Raw genomic sequence first — 23,977 nt, forward strand, 5'->3', positions numbered from 1 at the left:
AGGATTGGAGTTGGAACAGAACCTAAGTTAGTGGGTATTATACTTCTCTATCTGATCCTAACGATAGGTGCCTCTTGCCTGGGTTCAATTCAGGGAGCGAAAAAATAAGTGGTTCATTGAGGAATGAGATAGAAGAAGATAGACAATGAAATACCGGCCGTATTTTTCGGTCGGTAATTTCTTTGTCTTTTGAAGAATTAAGTCTTGTTGGTGGATAATAGGTGTATTATAATAGACTGTGTTATTTAACAGGGCTTATTAAGGCGGATGAGGTGTTTTAATGCTAACGGTAGAAAAAATCGGAGGTACATCAATGTCCCAATTCGAGGATGTCCTCCATAACATTATTGGTGCTCCAAGTTCTCCAAAATTCCGCTATGGAAGAGTTTTTGTCGTATCGGCTTATGCTGGTGTAACCAATAAACTTCTGGAGGATAAGAAAACGAAAGCTCCTGGTATATATCGTCACTTTATTAATGGAGAAGATTGTGAAGCTTCCCTAGAGGGCTTATTAAGTGATTTACTGGAAGTTAATGAAACGTTTGTTGAAATGGGCTTAGATTATAAGGTGGCTCGAGAATTTCTTAAGGAACGGATCAACCAGACAAAGTCCTATTTACACAGTATGCACGAAATTATCTCTTCAGGGTATGTAGATCGGGAAAATATTTTTTCTGCAGCAAGAGAATTATTGGCCTCGTTAGGAGAGGCGCATTCTGCTTTTAATTCAGTTAATATACTTCAAAACAGAGGCATTCCAGCAAGACTAGTCGATTTAACTGGTTTTCGTGACTCGAGACAACTTACCATCGATGAACGCATTGAGAAATCCTTCAAGGATGTAGATCCCTCTAAGACTATTGTTATTGTAACGGGATATACAAAAGGAAAAGAGGGAATCATGCGTGAATTCGAAAGAGGCTATTCTGAAATAACATTCTCACGTATTGCAACCCATCTTCAAGCCGATGAAGCCATTATTCATAAAGAGTTTCACTTGTCCTCAGCTGACCCCAAAATCGTTGGGGTAGAAAGAGCAGTGCCTGTAGGACGTACGAATTACGATGTAGCAGATCAATTAGCTGACATTGGAATGGAAGCCATTCACCCGAACGCTTCTAAACCCTTAGAAATGGCGGGAATTAATCTTAGGCTTAAGAACACGTTCGAACCTGATCATCCAGGGACATTGATTTCAAAAGATTATATCGGACCGGAAGCTAAAATCGAAATCATTGCAGGTTCAGACAAAATAGTTGTCGTTGAAATTCATGATTCCTTAATGGTCGGGGAGATTGGATATGACCTTCATATAATGAAGATGTTTATGAAGCACTCCATAAGCTATATCATGAAGGCTACGAATGCTAATAGTATTTCACTCGTGATTTGGGAAAGCGACCTGTCAGAAACGTTAGTGTCTGAATTACAAGAAGAGTATCAGACGGTCACTATTTTACCTGCGGCTATAGTCTGTGTGATTGGGTCAAACATTGCAATGCCTAATATTTTAGCACGTGCGACGAATACCTTGGCCAAAAATCATATCAATGTCAATTGTATATCGCAGTCGCTTCGTCAGGTCAACATGCAATTTGTCATAGATCGTGATAATTATACGAGTGCTATTTTTCATCTTAATGAAGACTTATGTCTTTCTTAACTGTTCGCAGTGTTTAGGGTGCACCTTGTAACTAAAGGGGCACTCTTTATTTTTTAAGGGTACATATAGCAAGTACTTCCAGTGGTTCATGGATATTATTTCTCTGGTGAATTTTAGTAGCAATATACAGAGGAGTATGGAACTGTTTATGGAATATATCATGATGAGCGAAGAGTCTTATTAGCGCTTAACCATCAGATAGAAGGAGGATGAGCTTTATAATGGGAGTTCCTATCTATCAAATTGATTCATTTACACACCAGATTTTCAAGGGTAATCCTGCTGGTGTATGTGTTTTACAGGGACCCGCGGAAGACGGGTGGATGCAGAAAGTAGCCTCAGAGATGAATCTATCTGAAACCGCATTTCTATATCGGGAAAAGGAGGGTTTCAATTTACGTTGGTTCACCCCAACCACTGAAGTCGATTTATGTGGTCATGCCACTTTAGCAAGTGCACATGTTCTATGGACAGAAAAAATCCTAACTCCTGAAGAAACGATTAAGTTTTTCACCAAAAGTGATACGCTTACTGCGAAGTATTTAGATGGCTGGATTGAGTTAAACTTTCCATCAAAAAGTGAGAACTCGTCTAAACCTCCAGAAGGGTTGCTCCAGGCTCTAGGAATCACCGATGTAGTCTATGTTGGAAAGACGAGTTCGGACTACCTCCTTGAAGTGTCTGATCCAGCAATTGTTCGGAATATGATACCTCAATTTAGTCAGCTTAGTAGGCTAGGGAGTGAAGGCGTTATTGTTACTAGCCATTCTGATTCTGATGAGTATGACTTTATATCACGTTACTTTGATCCAGCAGAAGGTATTGATGAGGATCCGGTAACCGGATCAGCTCACTGCTGTTTAGGGCCATATTGGAGCAAGCGATTGGGAAAAAATGAATTTACTGCGTATCAGGCTTCCAAACGTGGAGGGTCTTTAAAAGTTCGAGTTGATGGAGATAGGGTCCTACTCCAAGGGCAAGCTTATACAGTGTTAAGAGGAGAATTGAATGCTTGATTTTAGCCCAAATGATTTTTCAATAAACATAAGGGGCCAAAAAGTTCTGCTTTTACCGAAAAAAATCCCCTTCATCACTTGCGATGAAGGGGAGAAATTTTGACTAAGTTTTAAGCCTCTTCGCTATACATTGTTTCCAATAGAGCTTTGACATGTTCGTTCTCGAGATATTCGTCATAGGACAATTGACGGTCAATGATTCCTTTTGGAGTGATCTCAATAATCCGATTAGCAATTGTTTGGACGAATTGATGGTCTTGAGAAACGAAGAGAACAGTGCCATCAAAATGTGTTAGTCCGTTATTGAGAGCGGTGATGGATTCAAGATCTAAATGGTTGGTTGGCTCATCAAGCAATAAGACATTCGCTCCACTTAGCATCATACGAGAGAGCATGCAACGCACCTTTTCTCCTCCGGAGAGGACATTGGCAGGCTTCAAGGATTCTTCTCCAGAAAAAAGCATTCTGCCGAGGAAGCCGCGGACAAACGATTCATCTGGATCTTTAGAAAATTGTCGGAGCCAATCGACAAGGGGAAGATCTGTCTCAAAATAACTTGAATTATCCTTTGGTAGATACGTCTGTGAAGTCGTAACTCCCCAGCTGAATTCACCACTATCCGCCTCAAGTTCTCCCATGAGGATTTTAAAGAGGGTAGTTTTGGCTAGTCCATTTGGACCAACAAGGGCAATCTTATCCCCCCTATTAACGATAAAGGAGAGGTTATCGATAACTTTTTCCCCATCAATCACCTTCGTTAAGTTTTCAACGGTTAATAAGTTATTTCCGGCTTCACGGTCGGAATTGAAAGCGATGTAGGGGTATTTTCGGGACGAGGGCTTAATATCATCCAGCGTTAATTTATCAAGTTGTTTTTTACGGGAAGTGGCCTGTTTTGCTTTTGAAGCATTTGAACTAAAACGTTGAATAAAGCTTTGCAATTCAGCAATCTTATCTTCTTTTTTCTTATTCGCTTCTCTCATGAGCTTTAGGGCGAGCTGGCTGGATTCATACCAGAAGTCGTAGTTTCCTACATAAAGTTGGATCTTTCCAAAGTCGATATCAGCGATATGAGTACAGACTTTATTCAAGAAGTGGCGGTCATGGGATACGACGATGACGGTACTCTCAAAGTTGTAAAGAAAATTCTCGAGCCAGTTGATGGATTGAAGATCGAGATGGTTTGTTGGCTCGTCTAAGAGAAGGATATTAGGGTTACCAAACAGCGCTTGAGCTAAGAGCACGCGAACCTTCTCAGTTCCCTCAAGCTCCTTCATTTTTTTCTCATGGTATTCCTTGGGGATACCAAGGCCCATTAAGAGTTCAGCAGCTTCAGCTTCTGCCTGCCAACCATTCATTTCCGCAAAGTCACCCTCAAGTTCAGCGGCTTTGATTCCATCCTTTTCTGAGAAGTCAGGTTTAGCATATAAAGCATCCTTTTCTTCCATGATCTGATAGAGTTTGGCATGCCCCATGATGACTGTCTTTAAGACGTCAACCTCATCAAATTCAAAGTGATCCTGCTTGAGTACGGCAATCCGCTCGCCTGGAGTAATAACAACTTCCCCTTTTGAAGGGTCGATCTCTCCAGAGAGGATTTTCAAAAAGGTTGATTTTCCAGCGCCATTGGCACCGATGAGTCCATAACAGTTGCCCGGTGTGAATTTTACATTGACATCCTCGAATAATGCCCTCTTGCCAAATCTCAGAGTTATTCCATTTGTACTGATCATTCGTATAATCGTTCCTTTATATTTTATTTTTGCATCAACAATTTTACAAAGACATATTATAACATCTTTTGACAAGAAGATATATCCTAAAATCATGAGAAGCTTCGTATTTATCTTAGTACTTATAATATAATTAAATCAATAAACAACAGGAAACTACTACAACGCGTTGTTCCCTGTTGTTTAAGTATCGATGAGGAGGTCCCTCTATGTCAGGTATCGTCTTTTCAATTCTTGCTGGGATATTCGTAAGTCTTCAAGGGGTATTTAATACTCGAGTCAGCGAGAAAATAGGTCAATGGGAAACAACGTCGCTTGTTCACCTTTCAGGTTTTGTGTTTTCTATTCTAATCGTACTTCTCTTTGGGAAAGGGAACCTTGGGAAAATCGGTCAAGTCAATCCCTATTATTTATTTGGCGGTGTGTTTGGAGTAATTATTGTTTTTAGTGTAATACAAGGGATATCTTTATTGGGGACGACTTTTGCGGTAGCAATTCTCCTTGTTACTCAATTACTCGTTTCCGCTTCAATAGACTACTTTGGACTCTTTGGCACTCAAGCTGTTCGTTTTGACTTCACTAAAGTTCTAGGATTGATGGTCATGATTTTAGGAATCGTTATTTTTAAATGGAAAGGGTAGAGTAACCTGGATATTTGTGGTTAGTCGTGAGATAGGGTAGGGTTCTCTGGGCTTATTGGTCGTCTAGGAGGTTTAGGGCCGAAGAATTGATAATAATGGCATTCTAATCGTCCATTATAAAGCTTCCGGCTTTTATCCCAGCGTCGTCCGATGAGAAGCTCGGGTTGTTTATCCGTAGTTATGACATGGAGAGACCAGGTATCTAATCCCTTGAACGTTTCTCCTAGGTCTCGATAGAGCTGCTTCACTTCGTCTTCCTCACCTAACCGTTCTCCATAGGGAGGGTTAGTAATTATATGTCCGTACTGAAAACGTGAGCGTACTTCAGCGGCAGGAAGACGTTGGAAGAAGACCTTATCCGTTAGACCGGCCTCATCAAGGTGGGTACGAGCAAGTTGTAGAGCTTTCGGATCGATATCAGACCCGTAAATATGGAGGTCAATATCAGGCTTCAAAAGATCTTTCGCTTCTTCGCGTGCTTGCTGCCAATATTTTTCCTTGATATTGGGCCATTTTTCGGCGATGAAGTCTCGTTTCAGCCCTGGTGCGCGATTTTGGGCAATCATAGCGGCTTCGATGGGGATCGTTCCAGTTCCACAGAAGGGATCTATGAGAGCTCTGTCAGCCTTCCAGTAACTAAGATTAATCATTGCAGCGGCTAAGGTCTCTTTCAAGGGAGCTTGGCCAGCTAATTTTCGATATCCTCTCTTATGTAAACCAGGTCCTGAGGTGTCTATCGTAAGTGTGACTATGTCTTTAAGTAGAGCGACTTCAATCTTATATTTGGGGCCAGTTTCCTTGAACCAACTGATTCCATAGACATCTTTAAGCCGTTCGACAATCGCCTTCTTGACGATCGCTTGGCAATCTGAAACACTAAAAAGTTTAGATTTAATGGATTTTCCTTCAACGGGGAATTCTGCATCTGCGGGAAGCCATTGCTCCCAAGGAAGTGCTTTGGTCTGCTGGAAGAGCTCTTCGAACGTTGTAGCTTTAAATTCACCCATTTTTAACAGGACTCGCTCGGCGGAGCGTAACCAGAGATTAGTTCTACAAATTCCAAGTTCATTTGCAGGAAAAGTTATCTTACCGTTCTCAACTCGAGTTTCAGTATACCCGAGGTTTGCTAATTCTCGAGCGACAATGGATTCAATTCCAAAGGCAGAGGTAGCAATGAGTTCCAATTTAGCCAAGCTGGTATCACCCTTTATTTCAAATTCTTCCTTTAATAATAAGGACTGAAACGTAGAAAGGCAAGTTAGTTTAAACTAGAATCGAAATCTACTTGAATAACCCGAGTCTTAATAATATGAATACAAGGCAAATAGTAAAATGTTTTTTTAGTCGATATAAGTGGGTTGGCTCGTAGATTCTCGTAATGGAGAAGGTTTCTCAGAGTTAAAGACGGTTACTAATCCACCTAAGATGACTAGAATCCCTCCGAGGCTCTGTAGGAGAGTTAGCCTTTCTTGGAAAAAAAGCGCCGCAAATGCAATGGTCATGATTGGCTCCAAGGAGCTAATAACAGACGCTGAGGTTGGCCCAATCAACTTAACACCATAAAAGAAGGTAAGCATCGCAAGGATTGAACAAAATACGGCTATTCCTAGAATTCCGAGCCAGGTTGTAGAGGACAAATGCCAGGTAAAGCCGCTAGTTATTCCTATCAAACCATAGGTCACAGCTGCTGACGATGCAATAACAGCGGAACTTAATAGCGGACTGATTTCCTTAAGTACAAAATTTGCGGCTACAATATATAAGGAATAGGTGACTGAGGCACCTAATGCAAGGAGGATTCCCATCAGATTAACTCCCTTGAGGTTAAGTCCTAATACGAGAATTAGTCCTGCACCACATATAAATAAGCCAGTAATTTTGTACTTGGAAAAGGCTTCTTGCTTAGAAATAACGCTTAGAAGGGCTACAATCATCGGATACGTATATAAGAGAAGTGCAGCTAGGGAAGTAGGAATAAATTTTACGGATAAAAGGTAAAGACCGGACATACTCGCATATCCTATCGCTCCCATAATGATAAGAGTTATCCATAATTTTGCTTTAAGTTTCGGTATTCCCTCAAGACGATACGAAATAATCCAAAAAACGAGTGCCGCAAGAGCAAAACGAACGAAAAGAGACGTACTTAGGTTTGCTCCACCTGAGAATACATACTTTCCAAAGATAGGGTAAGTACTAAATCCAATCGTGGAGATTATCGTTAGAAGAATTCCACGATTCCTTAGTGTGTGATTCATTTTCTCTCTCCAATATAAAATAAAAAATTAGAAGAACCTGGTATCGTATTACTGAATTATAACACAGGGCTGTGTTTTACGGATGGTGTAGAAAGAATTTTCACCCGAATGAGGATTTTCACTTCGACAGAAAAGGCTTTAAACGTAATTACTCCCTAGCTTAATGAATAGTTCAAGGCAGCACGCCTTGGGCTTTTCTTATGTCCAAAATCTTCGAGCATTTCTCAAAATGATTAAGTAGCTTCTAAAGTGAGAAATACCTTTCATGGCATTTTAGGATGCATTTAAGTAACACCTTTTATCAATATGAGAAACTTCACGAAGAATGAAGTTCCTGTGTGTGACGAAGAAGTGAGGAATCGGCTCTTAATTACCCCTATTTCTAATTGGTACAACACTTGCATAAAAGTTATCTATAGGAATGGACCATTCATACAGGTTTGTACCTAAAAATACCTCGGATTCCATGAAAAATGGAGGGAGAACATGGGATATTCAGTCGTGGGGAAGAGTGTTCAAAGAGTGGATGCCTTGGCCAAGGTGACGGGAAAGGCAAAATATACAGATGATTTCTTGGTCAAGGGAATGCTAATAGGCAAAATTTTAAGAAGTCCGTATGCTCATGCAATGATTAAACGCATCGATGTGAGTCAGGCCAAGGCGTTACCTGGTGTTGAAGCAGTCATAACTTACCAAGATGTGCCCCAGAATAAATTTGCCACAGCGGGGCATCTTTATTCTCTTGACCCGAATCATCGGGATGAAGAAGATCGATTGATTTTAACGAATAAAGCTCGCTTTGTCGGTGATGCGGTGGCTGCTGTAGTGGCCACGGATGAGCTCATAGCCGAAGAGGCTCTAAAGTGCATTAAGGTTGAATATGAAGAGTTAGAAGTACTGCTCACACCCGAAGCAGCTATGGGTGAAGGTGCTCCACGAATACATGAGGACAGTGAACGAAATATCCTTTCTTCGCGAGGGTATGAAATGGGGGATATCGATGCCTCTTTTAGAGAAGCGGATAAGATTTTTGATGGAGAATATGAAACGACGAGTGTTCAGCACTGCCATTTGGAAAATCAGACGTCCTACTCTTATATAGATGGAGAAGGGCGGATTGTACTCGTGACCTCTACTCAAATCCCCCATATCGTTCGGCGAATTGTTGCCCAAGCTCTTGGTATTTCGTGGGGCAAGATACGAGTCATTAAGCCTTATATTGGTGGCGGCTTCGGGAATAAGCAAGATGTCTGTATCGAACCGTTGAATGCGTTGATGACTCTTGCAGTAGGTGGAAGACCTGTTAAGCTTGAACTGTCTCGCGAAGAATGTATGATTGATACCCGAACGCGTCATGCAATTCGATATAAGGTCAGGACTGGAATGTCCAAAGATGGGGAAATCAAAGGAATTCAGATTTCAGCAATATCCAATACGGGGGCCTATGCTTCACATGGTCATTCGATCGCCAGCAGTGGAGGGGGAAAATTCCGCTATCTCTATACTTCGAAGGCAATAAAGTACGAACCAAGAACAGTCTACACGAACTTACCTGTTGCCGGAGCGATGCGAGGTTATGGAGCACCGCAAATCTTTTTTGCATTCGAATCCCATTTAGATGATATTGCACGTGAACTTCATTTCGATCCAATAGAACTTCGGATGAAAAACCTCGTGGAGGTTGGGTTCGTAGATCCGTTAAGTGGTAACAAAGTACTCAGTTGTGGGATAAGAGAGTGTATAGAGAAAGGAAAGAGTTTAATACGTTGGGCGGAAAAGAAGGAAAAGTACAAAAACCAAACGGGTGATAAACGTCGCGGGATCGGGATGGCTGCCTTTAGTTATCAATCAGGGACCCATCCAGTAAATGTGGAAGTAGCAGGAGCACGGATTGTCCTTAATCAGGATGGCTCAGTTCAACTACAAATCGGGGCAACAGAAATCGGCCAGGGCAGTGATACGGTCTTTGCCCAGATGGTCGCAGAAGTTTTGGGACTTCCTGTGAATGAGGTTCATGTGATTTCGATCCAGGATACAGATATAACCCCCTTTGATGCAGGCGCTTTCGCTTCACGGCAAACTTACGTCACAGGAATGGCTGTGAAGAAGGCTGCCCTTGAAGTAAAGGAAAAACTCCTTGCTTTTGTATGGAGGATGACAGATATTCCCTCGGAGATGCTTGAGCTCAACGCTCAAAATATTGTATATAAGCACTCCGGTGAGGTTGTGATGCCTCTCTCTGAAGCCGCGTTGCAGACCTATTATGATCCATTCTTCGCGAAGCCAGTGACAAGTGATGTCTCGAATAACGCTCGAATTAACACAATGTCTTATGGGGTTACCTTTGTGGAAGTGGAGGTTGACCTAAAGACAGGGCAGATTGAGGTAGTAGAAATCTATAATGTCCATGACTCAGGAAAGATTATCAATCCACTGCTCGCTGAAGGGCAAGTACATGGTGGGGTCAGCATGGGAATCGGCTATGCTTTGTCTGAGCAAATGCTCTTCGAGGAGAAAACGGGAAAGCCACTGAACAATAATCTGCTGGACTATAAATTGCCAACTATCTTAGATACACCTGATATAGGCGTCGCTTTTGTAGAGATGGGTGATCCAACAGGGCCCTTTGGAGCAAAGTCACTGGGTGAACCACCGGTGATTACCCCTGCTCCTGCCATTCGAAATGCCGTTCTTGATGCGACAGGTATACGGTTCAATCGCTTACCCCTCAACCCACAGCGGGTCTATGAGAGACTAAAGGGCGAAGGTTTACTCTAGCAAGGGGGTGATTTTTTGTTTAACATCCAGGAGTATTATGAGGTGGAAACGGTTAAGGAGGCCTTGATGTATCTGGAAAGGCATCCGGAATTCACACTAATCGCCGGAGGAACGGATGTCTTAATCAAAATGCACAGCGGTCAGATTGAAAAGGCTAAACTTTTAAGCCTTCGAAATATAGATTCGCTTAAAGCGGTTAAAAAGCTACCAGATGGGACTCTTGAAATAGGCCCTTTGGTTACCTTTAGCCAGATTTCTAAGGATTCTATCATTGAGAAAAACATACCCTTATTGAAGGAAGCGGCAAACGCAATGGGAGGTCCCCAAATCCGCAACATTGCCACTCTCGGGGGGAATCTATGCAATGGGGCAACCTCGGCCGATAGTGCTCCCTCTCTACTCGTACTTAAGGCAAGTCTTAAGTTAGAAAGTCTAAGCGGAGAACGAATCATTCCCATTGAGGAGTTTTATCTGGGACCTGGGAAAGTAAATTTGCAACCTGGAGAAATCCTGACACAAATCTTGATCTCTCCGAAGAGCTATAAAGGTTTTGGGGGGCATATGATTAAGTTCGCGATGCGTAAAGCGATGGATATAGCGACGATTGGTGTGGCAGTCGTGTGTAAAACAACTCAAGACAAAGTATTCGATACCGTTCGTATAGCCTTAGGAGTTGCTGGACCGACACCACTTCGCTGCTATGAAGCTGAGAATTATGCAAAAGGCAAAAGGCTTTCCACTGAGACCCTAGTGGAAATTGGCAGACTTGCTGTTCAGTCGATGAAAGCGCGAACTTCCTGGAGAGCTTCGCGAGAGTATCGGGAGCATTTAGTAGGAGAGCTCACGCAAAGGGCCTTGAACGTTGCTATCTCAAGAGCAAGGGGTGAGATTAATGCAGAAAAGAATTAGCGTCAAGGTAAATGAGAAATCTTTGAGTTTTTATGTTGATATCAGGAAGTCTCTCTTGGAAGTTTTGCGGTACGAGCTCGGCTATACAGGAACGAAGAAGGGGTGTGGGGTTGGAGAATGCGGTGCCTGCACAGTTCTTGTCGATGGTGTTCCAATTGACTCTTGCATCTTTCTTGCAATCTGGGCAGATGGAAAATCAATTACTACTATTGAAGGGGTTGCTTCGAACGGTGAGCTCTCAAACGTACAGCAAGCTTTTGTGGATGAAGGTGCAATCCAATGTGGATTTTGTACACCGGGACTCGTACTGACTACAACTGCCTTAGTTGAAAGCAAGCAAGACTATACCTCGGAAGAAGTGAAACGAGAATTGTCAGGTCACCTCTGTCGCTGTACGGGGTATCAGAACATTCTTCATGCAGCCGAAAAGGCGTTGGGTATAGAACACCCATGTAAGTGTGGAGATACTGACAAGTAAATATTAAGGCTGAATCCTTAAGAGCCGCCCATATAATGAAAAGACAGGAGCGGATGAGATGAGCGATGCCATGAGCCCCATATCTTTCCAGAAGCTGTTAGAAGAAGTGTTCACAGAGTTTAAGGGGAGAAAAACAATTTCCGGAATCCCCGAGAATAATTTTTATCTTCATAGCACGAATCAACACTTTAAGTTATTCGGTGAAACAATCGATACCCCCTTGGGTCCTGCAGCTGGACCTCATACCCAACTTGCCCAAAATATTGTTGTAGCTTATTTATGTGGGGGGCGCTTTTTCGAACTTAAGACCGTGCAAATTCTCGATGCTTTAGAATTCCCCAAACCGTGTATACGAGCAGAAGATGAAGGCTATAACACCGAATGGTCTACGGAATTAACGATAGAGGATGCATTAAACGAATATGTAAAAGCATGGTTCGTCCTCTACCTCCTTCAGAAGGAGCTTTTTAATCTGGATGACCGACGCTTCCAGTTTAATATGAGTGTTGGCTATGATCTAAAGGGGATTCAATCCTTGAAAGTTGATCATTTTATTGAATCTCTCAAGGATGCTTCGGGTTTAGAGTTCTTTAAACAATGCCAGGATATTCTGCGGGAACGAATCGGTGAATTCCAGAAGGTGGATAAGGAGTATATCGAAAGAATCTCGCCGAATATCTGTAATTCAATTACCCTTTCGACGATGCATGGATGCCCGCCAGCTGAGATTGAAGCTATCTGTAAATACTTGATCCGTGAAAAAAAGCTGCATACCTTTGTTAAGATGAATCCAACTTTACACGGATACCCCTATGTGAGAGAAAACTTCAACCAAATGGGTTATGCATACATACAACTGAAAGAAGAGTCCTTCACTCATGACTTAAACTATGCAGACGGGATAGCAATGCTAAAACGTCTTAAAGAGTTTTCCAAGGAACACCACCAGGAATTCGGAGTCAAACTCTCCAATACTTTGCCGGTCAAGATTACTCAGGAAGAACTTCCCGGTGAAGAGATGTACATGTCTGGTCGTGCACTTTATCCCTTGACGATTAACTTAGCCTATAAACTGGCCGCAGAGTTTGGCGGGGATTTAAGGATTTCTTATTCTGGTGGAGCAGACTCCTTTAACATAAATCGGATCTTCGCTACGGGTATTGGTCCGATTACTGTCGCAACCACACTTCTAAAACCAGGTGGGTACTCAAGAATAAAACAGATGGCAGAGGTTCTTGAACCACAACTGGAAAATAACGAATTCAATAAGATTGACTTGGAAGGGCTCAAAGCACTCGCTGATAGTGCCTTTAAAGATACAAATCATCTGAAGGGAAAACGGCCCGTTGATAGCCGTAAAATTCCTAAGAAATTACCTGTCCTAGATTGTTTTATAGCTCCCTGTACTGTGGGGTGTCCCATCAATCAGGACGTTCCAGAATACATTCGCTTGGTCGGTGAAGGACGTTATCAGGAGGCCTTCCAGGTCATTGTGGCTAAGAACCCTTTACCCTTTATTACAGGGACAATTTGCAATCATAACTGTATGACGAAATGCACCCGCTTGGATTATGATGAATCTGTATTGATTCGCGATATGAAATTAGTCGGAGCCCAAAAAGGCTATAAAGGATATCTTGAGCAGATTGCGAAGACCGATTCCTCGCATTTAGGGCGTTTAAGTCAAAGGAACAAGGCAAAAGTCGCAATCATTGGGGCAGGGCCATCGGGGCTTTCGGCTGGATACTTTCTCGCAAAAGCTGGGCTCGACGTAATAATTATGGATAAACGGGAAAGTGCGGGCGGGACGGTCGCATATGTCATTCCAGAGTTTCGTATACCACGTGATCGTATTCAAAAGGATATTCAACTGATACAAAGAATGGGTGTAAAATTCGAGTTCGGTATAGATCCAAAGATTTCCGTAGCTGAACTAAAAGCTAAGGGGTATACCTATATCTATCTTGCCATAGGAGCAGGAAAGACATCCTCCTTGGAGCTTCAAGGAGACACACGAAACGTTATGAGTGCCATTCCTTTTCTTGAGAAGTTTAATCAAGCTATGGATCAACTGAACCTTGGTAAAAATGTAGCCGTTATCGGAGGTGGAAATACTTCGATGGATGCTGCAAGAGCAGCGCTTCGTGTCAAAGGTGTTGAAAACGTCTACATTCTCTATCGAAGAACAAAAGCCCAGCTTCCGGCGGATCGTGAAGAGCTAGAGTTGGCTGTTCAGGAAGGGGTACATTTCAAAGAACTTCTCGTTCCAGCTTCTTTAGATAACGGAGTCCTAAAGTGCCAAAGGATGGAACTTGGAGAACCTGACTCATCTGGGAGGAAAAGCCCAATGGCTAAAGTTGGGGAATTCGAGGTGATTTCTATTGATACCGTTATATCAGCGATTGGAGAACAGGTGGATTATGAGCTTCTACGTAAGAATGGAATTTTCGTTGACGAGAAAGGGGCACTTTCAATCCATTCAGAAACTCTAGAAACGAATCTTGAAAATGTATTCATTGGTGGAGATGCACTTTTTGGCCCCTCAACGGTCGTTTTAGGAATTGCCCATGGGATAAAAGTGGCTAGAGCCATCGCAGCAAAAGAACATCTTAGCTGGGTGGAAGATTGGGAAAAGAATATAGACTTTGATGAGGAGAAACGGAGAATTCAGATTACAGATAAGAAAGGAATTCTAAAACACGCTTCCACAGATGAAAATGAAGCCCATCGATGCCTTGAATGTAATACTGTCTGTAACATCTGTATCGAAGTTTGTCCGAATCGGGCTAACGTCTCGATAGAAGTGATCGAGCAAGGGTTACAAAACTGCAACCAAATTCTTCATTTGGATGGATTGTGTAATGAATGTGGTAACTGTGCTGTCCTTTGTCCCTATGAAGGCGCCCCATATAAAGATAAGCTAACCTTGTTCTGGAGCGAGAAGGGATTTCATGAGAGTGAGAATTCTGGCTTCCTCTGGCTTAAAGATGAGGCTGAACCAAAATTTAGAGTCCGTCACAAAGGGGATATTCTTGATATAAGGCTCGATAAAGAGGGGCAACAGGCCTTAGAAAAAGAGCTATTCTCAATATTATGGACGGTATATTATGAACAGCAGCATTTGTTCAACAATAAATAGAGTTTAGGTGTGGAGGCAGATATTCTAATCTGCCTCCCTTTCACATAAAAAAATAAGAAAGCTAATTGTTATATTATAGTAATAATACCGTTTCATGGGGGTGTTGGGATGGTCGAGTTAATGGCTGTACAGGATTATGCTCAACAAATTGCAGAAGCCATTTCAACCGTGGTTAAGATTGATATTGAGATAGCAGATTACAATCTCGTTCGGGTAGCCGGTACAGGAAGGTACCGGAAGGGTTCGGGAAAATCGATGGATAGGCAAGGTTTTGTCTATCGCGAAGTGTTACGGACGGGGCATCAGTTTATTATCGAAAATCCAGGTCACCATTCCCTCTGTGCTCCGTGTGTTGCAAGAGGAAATTGCACGGAAAAGTATGAAGTCGTTTCTCCCATTAATGTGGATGGGAAGGCAGTCGGAGCGATTGGTTTGATTTGTTTTACTGAAGAACAGGTGGAACGACTTCAAGAGAATCAAAATTCTTTTCTCATTTTTTTAACAAAGATGGCAGAAACGATGGCTCTAAAACTTAAGGAGCAAGAGCTTTTGGACGGATTAGTTTCAGCAAATCACTATTTGAATTCCATCATCGATTGTCTTGAAGAGGGACTTCTAACTGTGGATTTAGATGGAACAATATTGCACGTGAATCGAGCCGCTCAGCGAATGTTCGCCGGAATATCAGTAATCCCTCAAACACCCTTAAAGAACATTTTTCAACCTCGAATCATTCAGGATATCTTAACTGCTGGCAAGAGGGGAGAAGTCGTAACAGATCGTGAAGTGCACGTTGAAGCTAAACAAAATCGGTTGCAGCTAGTGCTTCGTGCAGCACCGATAATGACCGAAGACGATAGGGTTACGATTGCCATCACACTTCGCCCCCTGGAAGAAATGAGTCGTATTGTGAATCGACTCTCGATTCAGGATGCAGGTTATACGATAAATGACCTACTAGGGGACAGTCAGATAATGTCTCAGATACGGGAACGTGCAAAAATTGTAGCAGTCAGTAAATCGACTGTTCTTATTCGTGGTGAGAGCGGAACAGGAAAAGAAATGTTAGCACGGGCTATTCATAATCTAAGTCCTCGCCTTAATGGTCCTTTCGTTGCCATCAATTGTACTGCTATCCCAGAGGCCTTGCTTGAGAGTGAACTTTTCGGGTATGAAGACGGCGCCTTCACTGGGGCACGTAGGGGAGGTAAAATTGGAAAATTTGAATTAGCAAACAAAGGAACGCTTTTTCTGGATGAGATCGGAGACATGCCGCTTTTCCTACAGGCAAAAATCCTTCGTGTTCTGCAAGATCGACTTATTGAGCGGGTAGGAAGTATTCATCCGATTCCAGTCGACGTACGGGTAATTGCCGCAACCCATCGAAACCTCGAACAAATGATGTCACAGGGAGAATTCAGAGAGGATCTATATTACAGGATTAATGTTATCCCGATGACGATAGAAGCACTTTGCCGAAGAAAAGAAGATTTAGAGATTCTATCTCAACATTTTATTAAAGAATATAACTCTCAACTCGGTAAAGAGGTAGAGGGTATCACTGAAGGATTTCGGAGACGTCTTCATGATTATGCATGGCCTGGAAATGTCAGGGAATTGCAGAACGTGATTGAATATGCCATGAATCTAGCTACTGGTTCTTTATTGGAAGAAGAGCAATTACCGATACGGCTTCGCCAAAATAATTCAGAGCCTCTTGATATAATCTTCGATCTTGAGGTTATAGAAAGGGAAACTATTCGTCGCTGTCTGCAAAAGTATGGCGCTAGTGTTCTTGGCAAAGAAAGTGCGGCTAAGGCATTAGGGATTGGCCTAGCAACACTATATCGCAAGCTAGGGCGTTATGGCTTGGCACAATAACTACGGATATTCTTAATATGATAAATCAGCTTCTCAAAATGATAAGAAGTTCAATTTTACAGTTTAGATAATTTTATAAAAACCAAGTGAATGAAGAAGATTTCTTAAATGGACTGTACTGCGTACAGTTTTTTTCTTTCAGTTACCGATTGGTGATTGTGACTCGATTTTATCCAAGGGTTAATCACCTAAAACTCCACCTGAGGCAAGTTCCTTTATCGTTTTGATAACTTCAATGAACAAAGCAAACTTAAAGTATCGAAGTAAGTGGAGACTGAGAGAAGATTACGAACTGGTATGAGAATTGCAATTAGTTTTGCTGTACTTAAACTCCTAGAATCAATAAATGCGCTAGGCTATGACCCCATGAAGTCAGATCTTTACAGTGTTACTTCAGAGGGCAAGAGACTATTAAGGAGGTGAGAATGAGGAAAATCGTTTAACTCCATTTATAGTTTCGAAAAGATACTAACTAGGAGGGGATTGAATGGCAAATACCAAGCATCCGGTAGATGAGATGCTCCCTGGTGGGAAACTATTTCTCTATGGATTGCAACACGTTTTGGCTATGTATGCTGGAGCTGTAGCGGTTCCGTTAATTATTGCGGCTGCAGCAGGACTCACAAAAGAACAGACGGCTTTTTTAATCAATGCGGATTTGTTTACTTGTGGCCTCGCCACTCTACTTCAAACTCTTGGTTTTTGGAAATTAGGGATACGACTCCCTGTAATTCAAGGAGTCACATTTGCAGCAGTGACTCCAATGGTGATGATTGCTAAAGCGGATGGAATGACTGGAATTTTTGGAGCTGTGATTGTTGCAGGTCTCGTAACTTTTTTAATAGCCCCTTTCTTTAGTAAGCTACTACGCTTTTTCCCACCCGTAGTTACAGGAAGTGTTATTACTGTGATAGGGGTTTCCCTTCTTCCGGTTGGCGTAAACTGGGCCGCAGGTGGAGTGGGAAACAAGCAGTATGGATCATTGACCTATTTAGCGGTTGCTGGAATTGTTCTTTTAGCGATACTGTTAATCAACAAATATTTCAAAGGATTTATGGCGAACATCGCGGTTTTGCTAGGGCTTCTTGTCGGAATGATTATCGCGGTTCCCCTCGGTTTAGTCAGCTTTAGTGGTGTGAGCTCAGCTCCCTGGATCGGGATCGATACTCCCTTCTTTTTCGGAATGCCTACCTTTGATATAGGAGCTATTATTGCATTGATTCTGGTTATGCTGGTCGTTATGGTAGAATCTACCGGTGACTTTTTGGCCATTGGGGAAATGGTAGAGAAAGAGATTGGGGAAGAGGACCTGACCCGGGGACTAAGGGCAGATGGTCTAGCCACAATGCTTGGTGGAATGCTCAATGCCTTCCCTTATACAGCCTTTGCTCAGAATGTTGGTCTAGTAGGCTTAACCGGTGTTAAGAGCCGTTTCGTGGTAGCTACTTCAGGCTTTATACTTGTAGCCCTGGGCTTATTCCCTAAGTTAGCTACGATTATTGCTTCCTTACCCCCAGCGGTGCTCGGGGGTGCCGGAATTGCAATGTTTGGTATTGTCGCAGCAAGTGGGATTAAGACACTATCTAAAGTTGATTTCGTCAAGAATCAACACAATTTGTTCATCGTTGCTATCAGTATCGGAATAGGCCTTATTCCTCTAGTCGCACCAGACTTCTTTAAAAACTTTCCAAGTTGGAGCCAAACGATTCTACATAGTGGGATTACACTCGGTTCTCTTACCGCAATAATATTAAATGCCTTCTTTAACGGCGGAGGCTCGAATGAGGATGTAAAAAAGGACTTGACGTCTAATTCAGGGATTGATTTGGGTTAAGAAATCCCGGTGGGAGAGCTTAGCTTTCCCACCCTTACTCCATTTAGGATAGTGTAGGGAAACGTATTGACAGCGAAGAGGTGACATAGAATGGCAGTAGACTTATCCGTAGATTTTTGCGGTCTTCGGTTCGAAAATCCATTTGTATTAGCCCCTTCGCCTTGTACTGATAACTTAGAGCAATTAGTAGGTGCTTTTGAAGCAGGGTGGGCAGGTGCAGTCTTTAAGACGATATCCTTTGAATCTAGCATTGTGAGTCGTGTTTATCCTCTTGTCAACAAAGTAGAAGATGGATTGGGTTATTTTATCGCCTTACAAAATATAGATTTAGTATCAGAGCTTTCTTTGGAAATCCTTGAAACACGCATTCAACATTTGAAAGAACGCTTCCCCCATAAAATTGTTATTGCTAGCATTATGGGGCGCAAGAAGGAAGAGTGGCAATTATTAGCTGGCAGTTTAGCTAAGGCCGGCGTAGACATGATCCAATGCAGTATTTCCTGCCCGCATGGGTCGGAAGGCTATTTAGGACCTTACGTGCAAGAACCTTCAGCAATGGAGCAGATTGCCTATTGGGTTAAAGAAAGTGTTGGAGATAAACCTGTTGTCATGAAGCTGTCACCACAAATTACGGATATTGCGTTAGCTGCTCAATCTGTAAAAAACGGAGGGGCGGACGGAGTCTGTGCTGTTAACACCCTAAAAAGCATTGTTGGAGTTAACCTAGATAACCTAATTCCAATCCCTAATGTTGGAGGATTGTCCACGGTAGGTGGATTATCTGGTCCAGCCTTGAAACCGGTGGCCTTACGTTGTACAGCTGAAATTGCACGGAAAGTCGATGTCGATATTGCTGGAAGCGGCGGGATTATGACTTGGCAAGATGCAGCTGAATTTCTTCTATTGGGTGCAAAGACCTTACAAATCTGTACCGCCGTACTTCATTACGGGACGAACATTATTCGCGATTATATTGAAGGTCTCACCCAATGGCTCGAAGAGAAGAAGTTCCAAAATCTATCAAGTATTATTGGGAAATCGTTACCTTACTTGGTGGATCTTACTTATCTGCCCAGGGGAATACAAGTAGTTTCCAAAGTTGATCAGAGCCGATGTCGCCGGTGTGGACAATGTTATGCTGCTTGTCAAGCAGGAGGACATCATGCGATCAAGTGGTTTGAGGGAGAAGTTCCGAAAATTGATATCAGTCATTGTAGGGGCTGCGGAATTTGTAAGGCCTTTTGCTCACAGAGTGCAATCGTCTTAGTAAAACCCGTAAGCGAATTATCAGGCATAACATAAATCGCCCAATGATTTATTTTGCTCGATTAAGGGGGAGGGCCTAATGCTTCTCATAGGAAATGGAACAGTCCTAACGTTAGGTATGAATAATCATGTCATCCCTGAGGGTGCGGTATTAATCCGAGATAAAACTATCCAAGAGGTAGGCTTAACGGACGATTTAAAAAAGCGTTTTCCTCAGGTACGATTTATCGATGCCCGTGGCAAGCTGATTATGCCGGGTATGATTAATTCTCACATGCATCTCTATAGCACGTTTGCACGGGGAATGGATTCAAAAAGCAAGCCGCCGAAAAGTTTTCGAGATATTCTTGAGGGACTTTGGTGGAAGCTTGATAAGTTATTAACAATGGAAGATGTTTACTATAGTGCACTCATCCCGTTGATTGAGTGTATTAAAACAGGAACGACTACGATTATCGACCATCACGCAAGCCCTATGGCGGTTAAAGGGAGCCTGAATACAATGGCAAAGGCTTCAAAAGAAGTTGGGGTACGAGCAGCGCTCTGTTATGAAGTTTCAGATCGAGACGGTGTAAGGGTTTCCAAGGAAGGTATTGAAGAAAATGCTGAATTTATTGCCACGTGCAAGGCAAAGTCTGATCCCATGGTTGCAGCACTTTTCGGACTTCATGCTTCACTCACACTTTCAGATCGTACGCTTGAACTATGCAAGGAGGCCGTGGCCCCCTATGACACAGGCTATCACGTCCACGTTGCTGAGGGAGTGGAAGATTTAAAGGATAGTTTGGCTAAATCGGGTCTAAGGGTGGTTGAACGTTTAGATAAATTTGGGATATTAGGGCCAAAAACTATTGCAGCTCACTGTGTTCATATCAATGACAAAGAGATCGAAATCCTAAAGGAAACAAAGACTCACGTTATACACAATCCTGAATCGAACATGGGGAATGCAGTGGGAGCTGCCCCAATTCTAAAACTCATGAGTCAGGGTGTTCAGGTTGGCTTGGGAACGGACGGATATACCTGTGATTTGTTTGAAAGTGCAAAGGTTGCCAATGTCCTCCTGAAGCATTCTGCTGCTGACCCTAGTGTGGCGTGGGGAGAAGTTCCCCAGATGCTCTATGCTAATAATCCACGCATCGCTGAAGGTTTATTTGGCGGGACGTTTGGTACTCTGGAAGCTGGGGCATGGGCTGATTTAATTGTTGTAGATTATATACCTTTTACACCACTGAATGAGGTCAATTGGAGCGGGCATCTTCTTTTTGGGGTTTCTGGACGTGCGGTTGAGACCACGATTGTAAACGGACAGGTACGGATGCTCCAGCGTGAACTGGTGGGAATTGACGAAGAAGCGGTTTGTGCTCGATCAAGAGAGTTGGCTCATAAGCTTTGGAAGAGGCTGTAGACGCCCAGAGCTTCTACGCAGAATAATCAGGGATGAAAAAGATGGGGTCTTCATGGTTAATCTTAGTGGAAAGTTGAAGGTGGTTATATCTTGGAGAATGTACTAGGCTTGCGATGTATCCATTGTGGGAAAGAGTTACCGGCTATACCAGGAATTTATACCTGCCCTAGCTGTGGAAGTAAAGAGGGAATACTCGATGTGGAGTATGACTATAAGGCAATTAACCGGATGTCCTCAAGGGTACAGGTGGAGAACTCGAGAGATTCGTCCATGTTTCGATATCTGCCTTTTCTTCCGATAAGACCGGATACTCCACGACCTCACCTGCGAGTTGGTGGGAGTCCGCTTTATAAGCCTCGCGAATTAGGGAAGAGCCTTGGGATGAATAATCTTTATGTTAAGGATGATGGACAAAATCCCACAGCTTCGTTAAAAGACAGGGCTTCAATCCTTGCGGTAATCAAAGCCTTTGAGGAAAACGCGACAACTATAGCCTGCTCCTCCACAGGGAACGCTGCTTCTTCTTTGGCCGGAAGTGCAGCGGCAATGGGACTGAGAACCTATATTTTTGTCCCTGGGAGAGCACCACAGGGTAAAATTGCTCAACTTCTTATCTTCGGAGCCAATGTAATTAGTGTGCAAGGATCCTACGAAGACACCTTTCGGTTATCTGCAGAAGCGATAGAACGCTGGGGGTGGTATAACCGGAACGCCGCCATCAATCCTTACCTCGTAGAAGGGAAGAAAACCGTTGCCTTAGAAATTGCAGAGCAACTTCGCTGGGAAGTTCCTGATTGGGTAGTGCTATCCGTAGGAGATGGTTGCACAATCGCAGGAGTATGGAAGGGATTTAAAGACTTCTATCATGCGGGGTGGATTGATCGCTTGCCTAAGTTGTTAGGAGTTCAGTCCATGGGATGCAGTCCCTTAGTCGACGCCTATCTAGAGGATCGTCCTTGGCGTCCAACGGGGGAGAATACGATTGCAGATAGCATAGCTGTAGGAGTACCTCGCAATCCAGAAAAGGCTTTGCGGGCAGTACATGAGTCGGGCGGGACCATGGTAGCAGTAAGTGATGAAGAGATTCTTGAGGCCATGCGAGAACTGGGGAGAACGAGTGGGATTTTTGGTGAGCCTGCTGGAGTAACTGGAATTGCAGGGTTAAAGCGGCTTGTTGAAAAAGGGAAGATTCAATCCGCTGAGAAGGTGGTCGCGATTGTCACTGGCAACGGACTTAAGGATGTAAAGAATGCGATAGCTGCGGCTGGAGAAGCAGTTAAAGTTGAGCCATCCCTTTCAACCCTGATTTCCGAGTTTGGGAAGATAGGGGTGAATCCTTCGAGTAGCTTCTAAATGATGAGAAAGCCTGTGTGAAAAGCTACGCTTTGGAGTATCTAGTCTATTTAGATATTCTAGATTATTAGGCCTTTTGCAGGGTTTTTAGATCAGTGTTTTGTCTGAACAAGTGTTGTTCTTGAGAGGAGAGAAAATGTATGACTAAAATTCCTTTTGGTCCTACCTATCACGAAATGCTTCATCCTGAAACAATAGCTCCTGAAATCCGAGCAAAAGCGTTAAAAGCAAAAGAAACGAATGAATTAGACTCGATCAACCTGTTTAACATCACATGGAAAGATGAAAAGGGTGAAGTGCGTAAGATCGTACTCCCTAAGGAATTGACAGGAACAGAAGCTAATATCGTTGTGATGCTAGGGAAGTATTTCCCATCAGGATCTCATAAGGTTGGACCAGCTTACGCCACACTGATTGAGGGCTGTGTTGACGGGGAAATTCTTCCGGGTGAGCATACGATACTTGGTCCTTCAACTGGGAATTTCGGAATTGGAGTTTCGTATATCTGTAATCTCATGGGTTACGAAGCGGTGGTGATTATGCCAGATAACATGAGTAAGGAGCGTTATGACAGGATTCGCAAGTATGGGGCTAAGCTGGATTTGACACCGGGGACAGAGTCAGATGTGATCCTAACATTGCAGAGAACATATGAGTTAAAGAAGAATCCTAAAAATCGCCCACTGGCTCAATTCGAGCTCATGCCTAATTATCGTTTTCACCGATATGTTACTGGAAATTCTGCCATCGAGGCAGTAAAGGGAATTGGAAACAGCCGAGTTGCCTGCTTCACCTCAGCGCCCGGGTCAGCTGGGACGATTGCAGCAGGAGATCAAATCAAAAAGGTTTTTCCAGAAGCAAAGATTGTTGCATTAGAGCCTTACGAATGTTCAACCCTAGCGGATGGGGGACGTGGGCAGCATCGAATCGAGGGGATTGGAGATAAAATGTGCACCCTTATTCATAACATAAATACGACCGATTTTGTTGCACTCATTCCAGATGACGACGCAGTTCGGGGTCTGAAGATTACCCAAGATGGAGCTGAAGTATTGGCGGAGTTAGGAGTCGCGAAAACCCAAGCCCATGAATTAAAGGATTTATTTGGTGTCTCGGGGATTTGTAATATACTTGGGGCGATTAAAATGGCCCACTATCTGAAGCTCGGCCCGGATGATAATGTAGTCACGATTGCAACGGATGGCTTTGATCGATATCCCTCAGTGATAGAAGAACTGGAAAATCGCTATCTGGAAACGGAAAACTACGTTCTAAAGCGTTGGGCACGCGATATCTTCCTTAAGATGAACACTGAGAATATTTACGATTTTCGAAGTGCAAAAGCAAAGGAACAACTCTATCAGCAGAAAGAAAAGGATTGGCTTCCCTTCGGATACAGCAAGGAATATCTTTCACTCATGCGCACGGAGGAGTTCTGGGAATCCGAGTATGAAAAAGTTGAGCGGTATAACAAGGAAATCATCAGATTAAGATCGGGAGAACCTCCACGCTAAGGTCGAAAGGCTAACAAATAAGTGTGATTGTCTTTAAGACAATCGGCCTATCGTCCCGGAGAAGATACGCTATTGAGTTACTCTTAGTATTACTTAAATGAAAGGA

16 protein-coding genes are annotated in these 23,977 nt (G+C 43.0%); 13 read left to right on the forward strand and 3 right to left on the reverse strand.

Features of this window, described 5'->3' with window-relative positions:
• The first annotated feature begins 280 nt into the window (after nt 1-280).
• Both ACZ42W_RS09935 and ACZ42W_RS09940 read left to right on the forward strand, forming a co-directional pair.
• A complete protein-coding gene (locus ACZ42W_RS09935; protein WP_464170407.1) occupies nt 281-1,663 on the forward strand; it encodes an aspartate kinase in 1,383 nt (460 codons plus the stop codon).
• A 209-nt stretch (nt 1,664-1,872) separates the two neighbouring features.
• A complete protein-coding gene (locus ACZ42W_RS09940) occupies nt 1,873-2,679 on the forward strand; it encodes a PhzF family phenazine biosynthesis protein (protein WP_464170409.1) in 807 nt (268 codons plus the stop codon).
• A gap of 110 nt (nt 2,680-2,789) precedes the next feature.
• Here the strand turns inward: ACZ42W_RS09940 and ACZ42W_RS09945 are convergent, their stop codons facing one another.
• A complete protein-coding gene (locus tag ACZ42W_RS09945; protein ID WP_464170942.1) occupies nt 2,790-4,412 on the reverse strand; it encodes an ABC-F family ATP-binding cassette domain-containing protein in 1,623 nt (540 codons plus the stop codon).
• 209 nt (nt 4,413-4,621) lie between these two features.
• Here ACZ42W_RS09945 and ACZ42W_RS09950 point away from each other — a divergent pair, with 209 nt between their 5' ends.
• Nucleotides 4,622-5,053 carry a DMT family transporter gene (locus tag ACZ42W_RS09950; RefSeq protein ID WP_464170410.1) on the forward strand — a complete coding sequence of 144 codons (432 nt, stop codon included), beginning with the start codon at nt 4,622-4,624 and terminating at the stop codon, nt 5,051-5,053.
• A gap of 20 nt (nt 5,054-5,073) precedes the next feature.
• On the opposite strand, the gene ACZ42W_RS09955 is transcribed toward ACZ42W_RS09950, so the two are convergent.
• Nucleotides 5,074-6,246 carry a THUMP domain-containing class I SAM-dependent RNA methyltransferase gene (locus tag ACZ42W_RS09955; RefSeq protein WP_464170412.1) on the reverse strand — a complete coding sequence of 391 codons (1,173 nt, stop codon included), beginning with the start codon at nt 6,244-6,246 and terminating at the stop codon, nt 5,074-5,076.
• A 147-nt stretch (nt 6,247-6,393) separates the two neighbouring features.
• A complete protein-coding gene (locus ACZ42W_RS09960) occupies nt 6,394-7,311 on the reverse strand; it encodes a DMT family transporter (RefSeq protein WP_464170413.1) in 918 nt (305 codons plus the stop codon).
• Nucleotides 7,312-7,797: 486 nt separating this feature from the next.
• On the opposite strand from ACZ42W_RS09960, the gene xdhA reads away from it, so the two are divergent.
• From xdhA to ACZ42W_RS10010, 10 genes are all read left to right on the forward strand, one after another.
• Entirely contained in the window at nt 7,798-10,089 is a 2,292-nt protein-coding gene (gene xdhA / locus ACZ42W_RS09965; RefSeq protein WP_464170414.1) for a xanthine dehydrogenase molybdenum-binding subunit XdhA, read from the forward strand.
• A gap of 15 nt (nt 10,090-10,104) precedes the next feature.
• Nucleotides 10,105-10,998, forward strand: a complete 894-nt coding sequence (gene xdhB, locus ACZ42W_RS09970; protein WP_464170415.1) for a xanthine dehydrogenase subunit XdhB — start codon at nt 10,105-10,107, stop codon at nt 10,996-10,998.
• On the forward strand, nt 10,982-11,476 hold the full coding sequence (xdhC, locus tag ACZ42W_RS09975; RefSeq protein WP_464170417.1) for a xanthine dehydrogenase subunit XdhC: 495 nt from the start codon (nt 10,982-10,984) through the stop codon (nt 11,474-11,476). The genes xdhB and xdhC overlap by 17 nt, the downstream gene beginning before the upstream one ends.
• Before the next feature lie 58 nt (nt 11,477-11,534).
• Nucleotides 11,535-14,615, forward strand: a complete 3,081-nt coding sequence (gene ygfK, locus ACZ42W_RS09980) for a putative selenate reductase subunit YgfK (protein ID WP_464170419.1) — start codon at nt 11,535-11,537, stop codon at nt 14,613-14,615.
• A 108-nt stretch (nt 14,616-14,723) separates the two neighbouring features.
• Nucleotides 14,724-16,496, forward strand: coding sequence for a sigma-54 interaction domain-containing protein (locus ACZ42W_RS09985; RefSeq protein WP_464170420.1), 1,773 nt, complete (start codon nt 14,724-14,726; stop codon nt 16,494-16,496).
• A gap of 487 nt (nt 16,497-16,983) precedes the next feature.
• Complete coding sequence (locus ACZ42W_RS09990) at nt 16,984-18,330, forward strand: nucleobase:cation symporter-2 family protein (RefSeq protein ID WP_464170422.1); 1,347 nt, start codon at nt 16,984-16,986, stop codon at nt 18,328-18,330.
• A 90-nt stretch (nt 18,331-18,420) separates the two neighbouring features.
• Complete coding sequence (gene preA, locus ACZ42W_RS09995; RefSeq protein WP_464170423.1) at nt 18,421-19,632, forward strand: NAD-dependent dihydropyrimidine dehydrogenase subunit PreA; 1,212 nt, start codon at nt 18,421-18,423, stop codon at nt 19,630-19,632.
• Nucleotides 19,633-19,675: 43 nt separating this feature from the next.
• Nucleotides 19,676-21,004 (forward strand): putative aminohydrolase SsnA, encoded by a 1,329-nt coding sequence (gene ssnA / locus ACZ42W_RS10000; RefSeq protein ID WP_464170424.1) that lies wholly within the window; start codon nt 19,676-19,678, stop codon nt 21,002-21,004.
• 90 nt (nt 21,005-21,094) lie between these two features.
• Nucleotides 21,095-22,357, forward strand: a complete 1,263-nt coding sequence (gene thrC, locus ACZ42W_RS10005) for a threonine synthase (RefSeq protein WP_464170425.1) — start codon at nt 21,095-21,097, stop codon at nt 22,355-22,357.
• A 140-nt stretch (nt 22,358-22,497) separates the two neighbouring features.
• The gene (locus ACZ42W_RS10010) at nt 22,498-23,871 is read left to right on the forward strand and encodes a PLP-dependent cysteine synthase family protein (protein WP_464170426.1); all 1,374 of its coding nucleotides are present in this window, start codon (nt 22,498-22,500) and stop codon (nt 23,869-23,871) included.
• The last annotated feature ends 106 nt before the right edge of the window (nt 23,872-23,977 follow it).

The organism is Desulfitobacterium elongatum (assembly GCF_055378975.1).